13 protein-coding genes and 1 pseudogene are annotated in these 15,007 nt (G+C 38.1%); 10 read left to right on the top strand and 4 right to left on the bottom strand.

All coding sequences use genetic code 11. The features are described from left to right. Positions 1-178 precede the first annotated feature (178 nt). The 3 genes from SUSAZ_10810 to SUSAZ_10800 are packed head-to-tail and all read right to left on the bottom strand — an operon-like array spanning position 179 to position 3,998. On the bottom strand, positions 179-1,831 hold the full coding sequence (locus SUSAZ_10810; protein AHC52322.1) for an NADH oxidase: 1,653 nt from the start codon (positions 1,829-1,831) through the stop codon (positions 179-181). A gap of 43 nt (positions 1,832-1,874) precedes the next feature. Then, entirely contained in the window at positions 1,875-2,150 is a 276-nt protein-coding gene (locus SUSAZ_10805; protein ID AHC52321.1) for a pterin-4-alpha-carbinolamine dehydratase, read from the bottom strand. Between the two features lie 27 nt (positions 2,151-2,177). Beyond that, entirely contained in the window at positions 2,178-3,998 is a 1,821-nt protein-coding gene (locus SUSAZ_10800; GenBank protein ID AHC52320.1) for an AMP-dependent synthetase, read from the bottom strand. Between the two features lie 279 nt (positions 3,999-4,277). On the opposite strand from SUSAZ_10800, the gene SUSAZ_10795 reads away from it, so the two are divergent. The 9 genes from SUSAZ_10795 (at position 4,278) to SUSAZ_10755 (ending at position 12,488) form a co-directional block, all read left to right on the top strand. Continuing rightward, positions 4,278-5,159: a pirin gene (locus SUSAZ_10795; protein ID AHC52319.1), complete on the top strand. Its 882-nt coding sequence runs from the start codon at positions 4,278-4,280 to the stop codon at positions 5,157-5,159. Positions 5,160-5,267: 108 nt separating this feature from the next. Beyond that, entirely contained in the window at positions 5,268-5,900 is a 633-nt protein-coding gene (locus tag SUSAZ_10790; protein AHC52318.1) for a bacterio-opsin activator, read from the top strand. Between the two features lie 88 nt (positions 5,901-5,988). Continuing rightward, on the top strand, positions 5,989-6,930 hold the full coding sequence (locus tag SUSAZ_10785) for a 3,4-dihydroxyphenylacetate 2,3-dioxygenase (protein AHC52317.1): 942 nt from the start codon (positions 5,989-5,991) through the stop codon (positions 6,928-6,930). Continuing rightward, complete coding sequence (locus SUSAZ_10780) at positions 6,927-8,399, top strand: 4-hydroxyphenylacetate 3-hydroxylase (protein AHC52316.1); 1,473 nt, start codon at positions 6,927-6,929, stop codon at positions 8,397-8,399. The genes SUSAZ_10785 and SUSAZ_10780 overlap by 4 nt, the downstream gene beginning before the upstream one ends. A 5-nt stretch (positions 8,400-8,404) precedes the next feature. Beyond that, positions 8,405-9,247: a 2-hydroxyhepta-2,4-diene-1,7-dioate isomerase gene (locus SUSAZ_10775; GenBank protein AHC52315.1), complete on the top strand. Its 843-nt coding sequence runs from the start codon at positions 8,405-8,407 to the stop codon at positions 9,245-9,247. Between the two features lie 139 nt (positions 9,248-9,386). After that, positions 9,387-10,388: a P-aminobenzoate N-oxygenase AurF gene (locus SUSAZ_10770; GenBank protein ID AHC52314.1), complete on the top strand. Its 1,002-nt coding sequence runs from the start codon at positions 9,387-9,389 to the stop codon at positions 10,386-10,388. 13 nt (positions 10,389-10,401) lie between these two features. Then, complete coding sequence (locus SUSAZ_10765) at positions 10,402-10,785, top strand: DNA-binding protein (GenBank protein ID AHC52313.1); 384 nt, start codon at positions 10,402-10,404, stop codon at positions 10,783-10,785. After that, complete coding sequence (locus tag SUSAZ_10760) at positions 10,782-12,068, top strand: phenylacetate--CoA ligase (GenBank protein ID AHC52312.1); 1,287 nt, start codon at positions 10,782-10,784, stop codon at positions 12,066-12,068. Before SUSAZ_10765 ends, SUSAZ_10760 begins: the two co-directional genes overlap by 4 nt. Positions 12,069-12,077: 9 nt before the next feature. Beyond that, positions 12,078-12,488, top strand: coding sequence for a phenylacetic acid degradation protein (locus SUSAZ_10755; GenBank protein ID AHC52311.1), 411 nt, complete (start codon positions 12,078-12,080; stop codon positions 12,486-12,488). Positions 12,489-12,513: 25 nt separating this feature from the next. Here the strand turns inward: SUSAZ_10755 and SUSAZ_10750 are convergent, their stop codons facing one another. Next, the gene (locus SUSAZ_10750) at positions 12,514-13,674 is read right to left on the bottom strand and encodes an acetyl-CoA acetyltransferase (protein AHC52310.1); all 1,161 of its coding nucleotides are present in this window, start codon (positions 13,672-13,674) and stop codon (positions 12,514-12,516) included. A 38-nt stretch (positions 13,675-13,712) separates the two neighbouring features. Here SUSAZ_10750 and SUSAZ_10745 point away from each other — a divergent pair. Then, positions 13,713-14,984, top strand: a pseudogene (locus SUSAZ_10745) (FAD-dependent pyridine nucleotide-disulfide oxidoreductase). The last annotated feature ends 23 nt before the right edge of the window (positions 14,985-15,007 follow it).

Here is a 15,007-nt window from a genome sequence, read left to right as displayed (position 1 = left end):
TTGATCTTAATACGGGAAAGTGTAGAGTGAACTAAGCTTTGATTTTATGAATACTCCATACGCTGTCTTATAATATTAGAATTAAGTTAAAAGTTGGGGCTTATAATTTCATTATAGCTTCATAATATCAGTTTTTTAAAGAAGAGAATGTAAAAAATATCAGTTCCAGTTAAGAAGATTACTTTCTACTGTTATCATATTCTACAGCATACCAGAATGCTTTAGATATGGATTGACCTATGGACTGTTGACTATTTCTTACATCATGGATGTGGACTGTTGGCTTAGTTCTGTTATCCCATTCCCTTACTCCTATTTCTTTGTATTTCTCTTCCAATAAATAACCACGATTTCTATCTAGACCCTTAAACAAATTCCTTGTGATATAAACCTCGTTCTGCTTTACCCACTCAAATATGTAGTCTTGATAGGCGTATAAATTGGAGTCCACTAATATTACTTCTCCCTTATATTCTTGATATGTCGGTTGCCTTTGAGAGGGTACCGCAAATATTGTATGTTCATCGATGGATTTAATGTAAGAGTTGAGATAAACTTTTACCCCTAACCTCTTTAGTTCTTTCTCATAGTATTCTAATAGCTTTATGAAGGAGGCTTTCTTGTAAGGATCTTTATATTCATTGAGTTGCCCACCTAATTTGCTATCTTTTTCATAAAGTTTAACCTCAAAACCTCTTTTCGCTAAAACCCTAGCCATTTCAAGTCCTGTAACTCCTCCACCCACTATGTTAACTTCTCCTTCCCCTTTTCTTAATTCCACAAGCTCCCAGCCAAGTTCAGGGTTTACGTCGCATCTCACTTCTCTTGTAGCCATCAGTCTGCATAGTTGGTTACACCTTATACAAGGTCTTATGTTTCCACCATCCTTTACCTTTATTAGCCAATCTGGATCAGCAAGAATTTGTCTAGCTAATACTGCTGCATCTGCGAACTCTAGTACTTTTTCCGCATCATCAACTGTCAGGATTGAACCGGCAACCAATAATGTTTTTCCAAACTGATTTCTGATTACTTTAGCCTCTTCAAGATAGCTCGGCTCTTTATAGTAGAATGAAGATGAGCCCCCTAGTGGTCCGTCTCTTCCTGCGGACAAGTGGAGATAGTCTAAAAGATTCTCAACTCTCTTGACAATTTTTCCAACAGTCTCAGGATTTAATCCTTGAGCATCAAACTCAGTTGCTGAAATCCTTAATCCCACAGGTATTGAGACTACTCTTTTAACTTCCTTGATTATCTCCTCCAGAAATTTCACTCCGTCCCTGTATTCGTCTTCTCTTTTATTTGTAGCTGGAGAGAGGAATTGTGCAATTAGATATCCATGGGCTCCATGTAGCTCTATTCCATCGAAACCGCTCTTTTCAGCTCTCTCTGCGGCTTTTACGAAGTCATCTATAACTCTGTTTATGTCGTCTTTTGTCATCTCCCTTACGGGATCAATTAATGGTATGTTCGACGGTGCAATTGGACTATTACCCCATATTAAGGCTTTCCTAGTCTTTCTTCCCACATGGACTAATTGCACAAATATCTTAGTATCATGATTGTGAACTGCCTCTGTCAGTCTTGCAAATTTAGGAATAAATTCGTCTGTATATAGTCCTAACTCATTGGGTGACCCTCTAGCATCTGTTCTATTTACGTATGTGTACTCAGTTATCAGTAGTCCAAGTGAAGATCTCCTGACGAAGTATCTTATGTGAGTCTCTGTCGGATATCCCTCAGGTGTACCGAAATTTGTTATCATTGGTGACATTACTACCCTGTTCTTTAACTCAACATCTCCTATTTTGAAGGGTTCTAAAAGTCTCACAAAAAATTCTGATGGTTATCAAACAAAATAAGATTATCGCTTTTCAATGAATTTTATTTATTTTCTTAGCTAATTCAAAATCTTTTTCAGTAACTCCGCCCTCACTATGGGTTGAAAGCTCTAGCACAACCCTGTTATAATATACACATAAGTCAGGGTGATGATCCATTTCATCAGCAATAGGTTGTATCTTCCTTACGAATTCCACAGACTCATAAAAATTCTTAAACTTGAATGTCTTCTTGAGCTTATTATTTTCATAACTCCATCCTTCGATTTCTCCTAATCTCCTTTTTATTTCATTTTCATCTAGTTTCATACTTTAAATATTGGGTAGTGTAATATATTAGCCTTTAACTACTTTTCTGATTTCCTCAACTGCACTTGGGTTTTCTAATGACGATATATCTCCTAGTGGCTTATCGAGAATTATAGCCCTCAATAGCCTTCTCATAATCTTTGCATTTCTAGTCTTAGGCAGTTCCTTGACAAGAAATATTCGGTCTGGAGAAAAGGCTTTTCCTAGTTTATCCTGAGCGAAGTTAATCAACTCGTTCTCATTAATCTCTTCCTTAGTTACCGTAAAGCAGATTATTTTCTCCCCTTTCAATGGATCAGGGATCCCAACACAGGCTGATTCCAACACTTTTTGGTGAGTATTGATCACAGACTCTATTTCAGCAGGACCTACTCTTTTTCCCGAAACTTTTATTGTATCATCGCTCCTGCCTACGATGTAAAAATATCCATGGTTATCATAGTAAGCCAAGTCACCATGAACCCAAACATTGTCCCATTTGCTCCAATACGTTTCCAAATATCTCTTCTCATCTCTCCAAAATCCTCTCGTCATCCCTGGCCATACAGACAAAACCACTAACTCTCCCTCAGTATTCGGTGGTGCTCTCTCTCCAGATTCATCGAAAACATCAGCTTTTGTACCTGGGGAAGGACCATTAAACGACGACGCTTTGATTTCCTTTATCACGTAGTTTCCCAATATTCCACCTGAAATTTCTGTTCCTCCAGAGTAGTTGATTATTGGGTTATGGTCGATAAGCCTATACAGGTAATTCCAGCTCTCTGGATCTATAGGCTCTCCTGTATTTCCAGCAAGTCTAACTTGAAGCTTTCCTTCCCTTCCTTTAAATGATCTAACAAGGCTTGCTGAGAGTCCTAAAATACCGGGTTTAAAGTCTTCAGTGAAATGTGAAATTTGGTCAAATCCTGGATAGCCCTCATATAGACCTATTTGACCTCGTAAGAGTATTCCACCAAATATTAGCCACGGACCCATCATCCATCCTAGGTCAGTAATCCACGTAAGTAATTCACCATTCTTCATATCGAACTGGAAATAGATATCAGCAGCAGCCTTTATTGGAAATCCCATGTGTACGTGAACGCAGCCTTTAGGTTTTCCAGTCGTACCACTGGTGTAAATTATCATTAGAGGATCCTCAGATGCGGTCTTCTCTAACCCATCACCAGGTGTCTTTTTAACTTCATCGTATGAAATGTAGTTTACCTTTGGCTTACCTCCCCTTTCTACTACTATTTTATCTACTTGAAAGTCCTCCAGGTTTTCAGTCGGGTTTATTTCTTTATCTTTTCTCGTAGTTAGATCTGTAGTAAATATGGCTTTCATTTCACTATCTTCGAGTCTCACTTTTATTGGTTCCTTTCCAAAACCCGAGAAAAGTGGGACTACTATCATTCCTGCCCTGATAATTCCTAAGAAAATGGGAATTATTTCAGGTATCATTGGTAAATATATGCCAATTCTATCTCCCTTTTTATATCTTCTTTTGAGCCACGAGGAAACAGCCTTCGATTCATATAATACTTGATTGTACGTTAATGTCTTACTTTCACCTCTTTCGTTCATCCACCTTACTAAGGGTTTTGAAGTCTCCTCTAGTTGATTTGTGATATTAATTTTCCCGTCGACAAACCATTTAGCCCATTGTTTACCTTTACTTAAGTCCAGTGTTTGCGTGTATGGTTTTTCAAAGTTTAACTTCAATACGTTTTTTACGAAATCATCCCAAAAAGCCTCACTATATGTGAACTCATGGAATTTCTCTAAATCAGGAATATTCCTGGAAATCATGTATTGATAAACATTGCTTTTTTCAATCCATTCTTTGCCTGGAACCCAGCTCATCATATTATATTAGAGAGGGTTAGATTTAAAGTAATACATATATAAAATAAATTATATTTTATTTACAAAATGAGGAAAGCCTCACCATTTATGGGCGAGTAAGTCAGGAAAATCCTTCATGTCATACTTGAATTTGGATATAACTTCTGGATAGCTCCTTACTTTATGTGGTTGTTATAGTACTTTCTCTTTAACGGAACATGGCTCGATTTCTCTTCATTAAATAATCATAATTAAGTTGAATCTAATTTATATTCTACGAAGGTTAAAGTATCTATTATGAAAAGAGGAGTCTCAGGATTAATAAAAGGAAAGTCCACAATGGACGGTGCTGGGGTAAAGTTGTACAGAGTATTTGGGGGTATGCATACAGTTGAGTATACCGATCCATTTCTGTTGCTAGACTTCTTCGGTTCATCTAATCCTTCAGATTATCTTGCAGGATTTCCATGGCATCCTCATAGAGGTATAGAGACTGTAACTTTGCTTTACAAAGGAAAGGTGGAACATCAGGACAGTGAGGGGAATAAAGGTGTGATTTATCCTGGGCAGTCTCAGTGGATGACAGCGGGAAGCGGAATTTTCCATCAGGAAATGCCTAGACCATTGGAGGGTACGGAAATAGCTAGGTATAATCAAAAACCTGAGGACATGTATGGTCTACAATTATGGGTGAATTTGCCGTCTAATATGAAAATGTCAGATCCTGTATACAGAGATGTTAAACAATTACCGAAAGAGAGGTTTGACTTCGGAGAGGTTCAGATACTATCAGGTAAGTTTATGGGTATTGAGGGTCCTGTAAGAGTTAAGAGCCCAGTTGACCCAACATATCTAGACGTGTTATTGGATGGGGAAGTTAAAATACCTGTAAAGAACGGCTACACAGTGTTAGTTTATGTCGTTGAGGGGAAGATAAGGACTGTAAATACCCCATATATTGACTCTGGAAACTTAATCATTTTTGATAGGGAGGGAGACGAGGTTGATCTCTCAGGAAATGGTAGATTCATATTAATCTCAGGTAGACCTTTAAATGAGCCTGTGTATTGGTATGGACCCATTGTTATGAATAGTGAAGAACAAATCTTAGAAGCTTTAAATGATCTTAGGAATGGGACTTTTGTAAGGAAGAAAGAGCCTTTACATGAAGACTTTTGAGAGGACAAGAAATATTTCTAATTATACATATTTTTCTTTTTACTCATAAAAAAAGCTTTTTCCATTAAATACATTAAGTTTTTAATTAAGATCGAGAATATTTAGGTAATGAAGAAGCATTTAAACAGAGTTAAAGTTTTGATAGCTCATGATAAGTGTTGGACTTCATCTGTTGACCTCAGTGGTTACACTATTAATTATCATGTTTACCCTGAGAAAGGCTACTTGAGGGCTAGAGTTATTTTTCCTTCCTCAAGGAAAAACGAGTTAAGTAAGATGAAAAGAGCAAAGGACAAAGGTATATTAAGGATATTACAAGTTAACCAATTTGATTCCGATATATATGTAGATTTCCTTAACACTTATAGGAATTCTATAGCAGGTCTACTATACGATTATGAGACGTTGTTTCTGAGAAATGAGCTTAGGGAAGAGAAAGAGCTATGGGACTTCATAACTACAAGTACTGCAGTTAATGAGATAATTGATCAACTTAATAGCCATGGAGAGCTAATTGAGACAAAAGTGGATCAAGTAGACGATATGTTCTTTCCTTATCTATCCCCATCGCAGGTAAGGGTACTGAAAGCCGCCTTCGAATACGGATATTTAGACTACCCCAGGGATGCTAATGCCGATATGTTGGCAGAAAGGCTAAACATAAGTAAGGTGACGTTTTTATACCACCTGAGGTCAGCTGAAAAGAAATTAGTTGAGTTTTACTTGACTCATTTAACCTAAAGGGATGAATGTCTTTCATAGTTTTTAGCTTATTCCTCTAACTTGTTTTATTGTCCTATTTTATTTTATTTTTAACTAAATGTATATTATGAGCGAAGTACTCCGACTATCGCATGTTTGTGTCAGAGTAGTAGATATGGAGAAGTCTCTTTTCTTTTACAGGGATCTACTAGGTTTCCATGAAACCGAAAAGAACGGTGATTACATATATCTGAGGGGATACGAGGAAGGACAGCATCATAGTTTGGTACTCAAGAGGGCAGAATCACCTGGGTTATCCTATATAGCCTATAGGGTAAGAAACGTGGATAAGATTAAGGAAAAGCTTGAGGCTACTGGGCTTAAGACGAGAAAATTTGAGGAAAAAGGAGTGGATAACGCAATAATCTTTTCTGACATTGGTGGAATACCTACAGTATTCTATGAAAATATGGAGTACGTTGATGACATTAGAATGAAGTTTCACATACATAAGGGAGTTTCACCCATAAGATTAGCTCACGTAAATCTCATGGTGGATTCTAATGTTTTTGAGGACGAAATAAAATTCTACCAGAGTTTGGGATTTTATGAAACTGAGATTTTTCTAGATAAGGAAGGAAAGAAGATGATCTCGTGGCTGAGTAAGTCTGGTGACTCTCATGATCTAGCTATATCAAAATCGTCCAAAAAGACACCCGGATTTCATCATTTTACATATTACGTACACGATTTAAGGGACGTTATAAGAGCTGCAGATATAATGGCTTCAGCAGAGCTATGGGACTACATAGAGAGAGGTCCTGGAAGGCATGGTGTTACCCAAGGAGTATACATTTACCTGAGAGACCCGAATGGCGGAAGACTAGAGTTCTTCACGGGTGATTATGTAGTTTTAGACCCAGATAAGTGGAAACCAGTAGTTTGGACTTATGAACAATTTAGATATAGGAGTGACTACTGGTCGAGACCTATACCCGAGTCTTGGTTAAATGAATGGATTCCCGTAGAGGATCCCTTTACGGGTAATTTAAGGGGGTGGAATACATGATTAGAAGGGGAGAAGAATATATTAAAAGTCTGAAGGAAGGAAATCACGGAGAAGTTTACTATAATGGTGAAAAAGTTGAAGACATAGTAAACCATCACGCATTTAAAATACCTATTAAGACAGTAGCCAAATACTATGATCTACATTGGGAAGATGACGCCTTAAGAATCTACAACAGAGATGTCGGTGAAGACACAAGTATATCTTTCTTCCGACCCAGGTCAAAAGAAGACCTGAAGAAAATGAGGGTAGGTTTAAACAGGATTTATGACAACTACTATGGCTTTTTCGGAAGGAGCCCAGACTATCTCAATATATGGAGTATGGTATTTTATGCACATGCAGAGGATTACTTTGGGAAAGTATTTGGAAGTAAAATAATGGAGAATGTGATAAATATATATAAAGAAGCCACTAAGAAAGACCTATTCTATACTCACGCTATTGTAGCCCCAATGTATGACAGATCAAGACCACCATCTCAGTGGGAGGATCCATATATTCAGATCGGTGTTGTCAAAGAGACTAATGAGGGAGTGATAGTTAGAGGTGCAGCGATGATATGTACTGCAGGACCTTATGCTGAAATGCTATGGTATTTGCCTAACATAAGGAGAGATAGTGATCCTAGGTATGCTATATTTTTCTCCATACCTGCAAATTCAAAGGGTGTAAAATTCATAACAAGGAGAGGCTTCTATCCCAGGGAGAATCTAGGAGAATTTGAGTACCCAATATCTTCACGATTTGAGGAATCTGATGCAATACTGGTTTTAGATAATGTTCTAGTTCCATGGGATAGGATAATATTTTACAAGAAGCCAGAAGAAATTGAAGGGTTTATGTGGCACACTGTTCAACTAAGGACATGGTTTAATTGGCATTTCGCGATTCAACACTACTCTAGACTGAAGTTCTACGCTGGATTAGCCATGACTATTGCAGAGTCAGTTGGTATTAATAACTTCATTAATGTTCAAGAAAAGTTGGGAGAAATACTGATTTATCTCACTTTGAATGAGGCAGCACTGATAGCAGCTGAGGAAAACGGAGAATACTTACCAAACATATATAGACCCAATCCTTATATCTCCATCACAGCTAGTCATTTCAACATGAGGGCTTTACCTAGAGTTGACGAAATCCTTAGGCTTATTTCAGCTGGTTCATCTATACCCATACCCGCAGGTATAAGGGATTTTGAGAACCCTGAGGAAAGGGCAATGCTGGAGAAATACCTTGCGTCTAAGGGTCTACCAGCTCTTGAAAGGGTAAAGCTATTCAATTTATTGTGGGATGTTATCGGCTCTGAGAGTGGTATGAGATATGAACAATATGATAGGTTTAGTAGAGGAGATCCTACAATAAGATGGGCTCAGATGTACACTGAGGTGTTTAAGGATAGGAAGAGGGAATATGTGAAATTGGTAAGGGATATCATGGATCAGATGCCTAATCCTAAGGCGTAATGAAAATGAAATTAGCTTTCTTTGAGTATCAAGGAAAGGTAAGATTGGGAGAAGTCATAGGAAATAATATTATCGAAATGGAGAGTGTTAATAAGGAGCCTAAAGGTGGAAGTTATGATATCCGATCTGTAAAGATTCTTCCTGTCCAAACTACTTCAATTTTTTGTGTTTTGGTCAATTCCTATAAAATGCTGGGTGCCTCAAGTAAACAGGAAGGAAAAGAGATGCTGGGTACTCCTAAATTTTTCATTAAGCTCCCTTCTATCGCAGTTGGAAACGGAGATGTAGTTTATGCCCCTAAGAGTGGTATTAGACCTGAGGTGGAAATAGGTATAATTGTTAAGGAAAAATTAAGGAACATAAATTCTGAAAAAATAGATGATTACATCCTGGGTTACACTGTATTTAATGACGTTACGGCTCCGGGTGAGGCTAGTAAGGATTGGTATTATGCGAGGAGGAGGGATCCTAATGATGGAGTAGTGAAACGAATGATTATCAGGGGTGCCCACTTTAGGAATAAGAATAGGGATACATTTGCAGTTTTAGGTTCTATTATAACTACTCCTGATGAGGTTAAGTTGGATAGACTTAGGATGACGAGTGTTTATAATAATAAGGTAATTCAAGACAGTACAACTGAAGAGTTCATATTTTCTCCCGAGGAGATTATAAAGGAGCTCTCCACCATACTCACAATACCGCAATTAAGTGTTATAACAACTGGAACTGTAGGGTATTCTGGTGCTGAAGATACGTCTGAATACAAACTTGAGGCTAAAAATACTACTATGGAAGTGCACGTAGAGAGAATAGGTTCCCTAGTTAATCCTGTTAAAGTTATATAAATTGTCTGATGAATATTTTTAATTTAGCTACTTTTTATAATACCTATTTATTTAACTTGTTTGATTATGACTTTAAATATTATTATGGTGAATAAAAAATTGTGAGAATTTTATGAGTAAGGAGAATAAGTATGATTCAATAAATTTTGAAGAGTCACCCGCTTACCCTGAATATAATGTATATCCCCCAATATGGGATTTCGATAACGAGAGAGCATGGCAACTGTATAGGAGGGCTAAAAAAGAGCAGTGGGACGAAGATAATATTGATTGGAAGAGAGTAAAGGAGTGGATGTCTGGATTAGACAGGAAACAGAGACTGGCTATAGCCTATTGGTATGGTCTTTTATCAAACTTCGATCACGCGACCCCTGTATTCGCTTATGCAGTAGTAAAATCATTTGAGCACCATTTGGATACTGCAGTCAGAGGAATACTTACAACCATAACCTGGGACGAAAATAGGCACAACTTAGTTTGTGGACTAGCAATAAAGAATGCAATGGAAGGTTTCCCATTGAATTTCAAACCTCAAGATGATCTTGAGAAGAAGGCAATGTTAAATGTCCAATGGGTTTGGTGGAATGGATCAAGATATTGGAAAGCTTACTTAGACGCTTACAAGAAGTACGCTCTTGATGTATTATTCACGTCATTTATGATGGGAGAGGCAGCAGCCACAACAGTATTCACTAGCATGGGAAAGAATGCTAAGAATGAGGAGTTTTCAAAGATTTTTAAGAATACAGCTGTTGATGAAACACGTCACTATGCCTTTACCCATTTGATTATGACCCAGAATGCCCCTAATATGAATGAAGATAGGAAAAAACTGGTCACAAAGCAAATTAGGGCTGGCTTTGTGTTCCTATCACTAATTACTTACAAACCCCCTAAGGAATTTTGGAAATTACCTCCTTGGTTCCTGGAGGTCCATCAGAGAATGGAAGATCTAGCTAGAGATGCAGGCTTCTATATTCCCACAGAGAAAGAAAAGGAGGAGGCATGGAAGGAGGCTGTGCTTAGAGTAGGCGCTTCCTTGAAGAGATATGGGATAAAATTACCTGATATGCCTGAACTTGGTATAAGTGGAGAGGAAGTAAAGGATATAAGTGAGGACGACTTCATTCCAGTGTTCTAAGGGTGTAACGGTTTTGAAAGTAGACGGGCTACCGATAACATACAGCTATAAAATAACCTATCCAGACCAATTCCTAGAGAAATTAAAGGAGGGTAAGGTAGTAGCTACAAGGTGCGTCAGCTGTAACTCTGTATATTTCCCCCCTCAAAAGGACTGTTCAAATTGCGGTTCAGATAAAATGGAATGGGTTGAATTACAGAGCGAAGGGGAGCTAATGACCTATAGCATTGTGTCTCAGAAACCTCAAGGATTCGAGAAGTATCCAGATTACGTGATTGGAATAGTTAGACTCGGAGAAGTAAGTGTGATGGCTTGGGTTAAGGGAAGACCAAGAGTAGGGAGTAAAGTAAGGATATCTACAGACGGTCAGAGGATAATCGCTGAGGTGGTAGAATGAGTGGATATGATGAAACTAATCCTAGACTACTCTCTAAGAACGACATAATGAAGATCCAACAAAAGAGATTGAGAAGGCTTATAAACTACGTATATGAAAATTCCCCGTATTATAGGAAGCTTTTTCAGCAGAGAAGAATTTCTCCTGAAGATATAAAAACAGTGGAAGATTTAAGAAAACTCCCTTTTACTACAAAAGAGGAGCTTAGAGATAAGGCATACCCATATGGCGGAGAATTTCTAGCTGTACCGTTTGAAAAGGTTGCAAGGTTTCATATGACCTCTGGAACTACAGGTATACCGACTGTAAACGCTTATACAACTTATGATATTGAGGTTTGGTCTAACCTGGTAGCGAGGTGTCTCAAAACTGCTAACGTAAACAAGAATGATATAATGATGAATATTTACGGTTACGGTTTATTTACAGGAGGGATTGGTCTTCAGCAGGGGGCTGAGAAAATAGGAGTAAAGGTGATTCCGTGGAGTGCAGGGAGAACTGAAGGAATGGTCAAGGCTATAAAGGATTTTAAAGCTACTGTGATAACCGGAACACCATCATATGAACTGGTAGTAGCTGAGACGATCAAAAAACTGGGCATTGACCCAACTACGTTGAATTTGAGACTTGCCATTCCGGGGGCAGAGGCAATGACCTCGGAGATGCTAAAGAGGATAGAAAGTGAATTAGCCTTAAAGGAGGGTGCGAGAGAAATATATGGTTTTACAGAGGCTATGGGACCAGGTGTCTCTCAGGAGTGTCCTTATGACGATCATAAAGGGATGCACATATGGACAGATCATTTTATCGCTGAGATAGTCGATCCAGAAACTGGAGAAGTTTTAGATGAGGGAGAAGAAGGAGAGTTAGTTATAACAACTCTTTCTAAAGAAGCTATGCCCCTGATTAGGTATAGAACAAGGGACATTACTAAGATTACTGAAAGCGATGACGATATCCCTTACCCTAAAATAAGTATAATAAAGGGTAGGATTGACGATGTCATATTTTACAAAGGGGTGAAGATATACCCTTCTGCTATAAACCTAGTTTTAATGAAGTATTCAGAGATTGCCGAATATCAAGTGGTTTTTGACAGGAGATGTAATGAACATAAAATGATACTGAGATTAGAGGTCGAGAATCCTTCTAACGAGTTGAAGCATAAAATAGTGGAGGAAATAAGGACAGTTGCTTTCGTGACACCGGAAATAGAGTTCATAAAGGTAGGGTCTCTGCCCAGATTTGAGGGTAAGAGTAAGAGGGTAATTATTATGGAATAGGGATTTACTGTGAACCTCAGAGAAAGCAATTTTGCAAAATATCTCCATTTAAAATTAGAGGAAATAAGGGAAGGTTACGTCAAAGTATCTGCTGAAGTTAGGGAAGAAAACCTCAACATACATGGGAACGTTCATGGTTCTTTTATATTTGCTTTAGCTGATACTGCCTTTGAATACATAAGTAACTTCTCAAGGGATTCCGTAGCCCTTCATATGGACATAGATTTTAGAAGACAAGCAACTTTAGGTGAGAAAATAATTGCGGAAGGTTTTGAAGAGAGTAAGGGTAAAACTACTTCGCTATATAGAATAGTGGTTAAGAACGAGGATGGGAAAATAATTGCCCATGTCACGGCTCTAGCTTATCACTTGGATTCTGTAAAAAAAGAACAGAGTAATAAGGGAGAAAACAAGGTTTAGATTCCTCCTTATGAACACGTATTTTTCATCTTCTGAGAACCATAACATATGCATAGTGACCTGTCCCTCCCACATTATGAACCAGTCCAGTGTACCTTTTAAGTGGTTGTTGTAAATTCCCTGCTTCTTCTCTAAGCTGTTTGGTTATCTCATAAATCATTGACAAGCCAGTAGCACCCAAAGGATGACCTTTGGACTTTAAGCCTCCAAATAAATTCACACCAACTTTTCCTCCTTTTTCGCTTTGTCCTTCCTCTATAAACTTTCCTCCTTTACCTTTCTCTACAAATCCTAGGTCTTCGTACCCCATTATTTCTGCTATGGTAAACGCATCATGAACTGTAGCAACTTCTATACTATTAGGTGTAATATCAGCCATTTTATAAGCATCCTGAGCAGCTAATGTCGTAGCCTTAAATCCCAACCACTCTCCTCTTCTCGCAACATATGCGTAGTCATTAGCAAATCCTACTCCACTAATCCACACTGGTGAATCTATCTTTAGCTCTCTCACCTTCTCTTCCGAGGCAAATATTGCTGTTGCTGAACCATCACTAATTGGACATGCATCAAGAAGCTTTATGGGCCATGAAATAACCCTAGACTTTAACACTTCCTCAACTGTGACAGGTTTTTGGAAGTGAGCCTTAGGATTACTTGCTCCATATTTGTGTGCCTTAACCGATACTAGAGCCATTTGTTCTTCTGTGGTACTGAAGACTGCCATGTGTCTAGTAGCGTAAAGAGCATAGTAGGTAGGAAATGTAGTACCGTAAAAGTGATATTCCCACTGGTAGTTTCCTCCCCTTCCTCCTACTGCTAAAGAGGTTGAAGTATCGACCTCAGTCATTTTATCTACGCCCACAGCCATAGCTATTTCAGCTAGACCAGATGCTACTAGGGAATAGGCTGTTAGAGCAGCCGCGAGACCGGTCGCACACATAGCCTCTACTCTCATGGGTACTTTTCCTGTTAAACCTGTGTATTCAGCTACAATAGGTCCTGGATAAAGTTCAACACCTCTATATGCAGTGCTACCTAATATCACCGTATTAACATCTTTCTGGGTTACTCCAGCATCTTCAAAGGCTTCCTTAATCGACTCCCAAGCTAATTCCTGGATACTTACGTCATCTCTCTTTCCAAACTTAGAGTGTCCTACACCTATAACTGCGACCTTTCTCATATTTTTAAACTAGCGTTTGATAATTAATAAACTCTTATTTGAAATACGAGATTATATATTACGTTATTGATATATTAGATGTGTCATCAAAACTCACCTCTAAATATGTTATTATAGGAAGTGGAATAGCCGGTTATCACGCGTTAAAAGAGATGTTAAACATAGACCCTAAGGCAAATATTACACTAGTTACTAGTGATAATGCTTTACCTTACGATAGACCTCCGTTATCTAAGGAGTATATGAGAAGTGAAAGGGATAGGGACAGTTTATTCTTTGAAAAGCCTGAATTTTATCAACGGGATAACCTGAAAGTAATGCTTAACACTACGGTCGAAAGGTTAAATGTGAAGGAGAAGTTTTTAACGCTCTCCACAGGACAAACACTGAACTTTGATAAATTGCTCATAACAACAGGGGGAAAGCCTAGAAAACTGGGTATCCATGGCGAGAATCTCAATGGAGTTCATTATCTTAGAACTTTAAGTGATGCAGATTCAATTAAGGAGGATTTGAAATATAGCAAAAAGCCAGTAATTGTTGGGGCAGGGTTCATAGGTGTTGAGGTAGCCGCTAGTCTTAGGAGCCTAGGTTTTGAGCCTGTAGTAATAGAGGTAAAGCCTTTCATATGGAGTACGTTTGTGGATGAAAAAGTTTCTGAAATGGTAAGGAAGTACTTTGAGAATAAGGGCGTGACTTTCCTTCTTAATGAAAGTATTAAGGAATTCGAAGGAAGCCAGAGGGTTAATAGTGTCATAGTATCTAGTGGAAAGATAATTGAGAGTAGTATGGTTCTTGTGGCTGTAGGTATAAGCCCTAATGTCGAGATTGCTAGGGAGTTACAAGTTAACAACGGAATATTAGTGGATGAACATCTAAAAGCTAAGGAGGACATATATGTTGCGGGAGATGTGGCTAATATTCTGGATCCAGTTTCAGGGAAAAGAAGGAGGATAGAACACTGGAATAACGCGTATTATACTGGTCAACTTGCTGCGAGAAATATGATGGGTCATAATGAGAGTTATAACTTTTTGTCTACAGTTTGGTCCGATATATTTGACCTCCATATAGAGTCTGGTGGGGAGACAACTGGTTATGATGAATATGTTATGAGGGGTAATTTTGACAAAAAATCATTGAACGTAATTTATATCAAAGGAGGGTTAGTTATAGGTTATGTTGCGTTCAACAGAGATATGAGTGAATTAGAGGCTATAAATAAGCTAATTCAGGATAAGGTAGACATAAAGAGTAAGATAGATAAGCTGAAGGATGAATCCTTTGACATAAGGAAATTATGATCATAATTTTGTTATGAATTTTTATTTTT

The organism is Sulfolobus acidocaldarius SUSAZ, assembly GCA_000508305.1.
Classification (GTDB): domain Archaea; phylum Thermoproteota; class Thermoprotei_A; order Sulfolobales; family Sulfolobaceae; genus Sulfolobus; species Sulfolobus acidocaldarius_A.
Note: the sequence above shows the minus strand (reverse complement) of the source record. Positions and strands in the feature narration are given on the sequence as shown.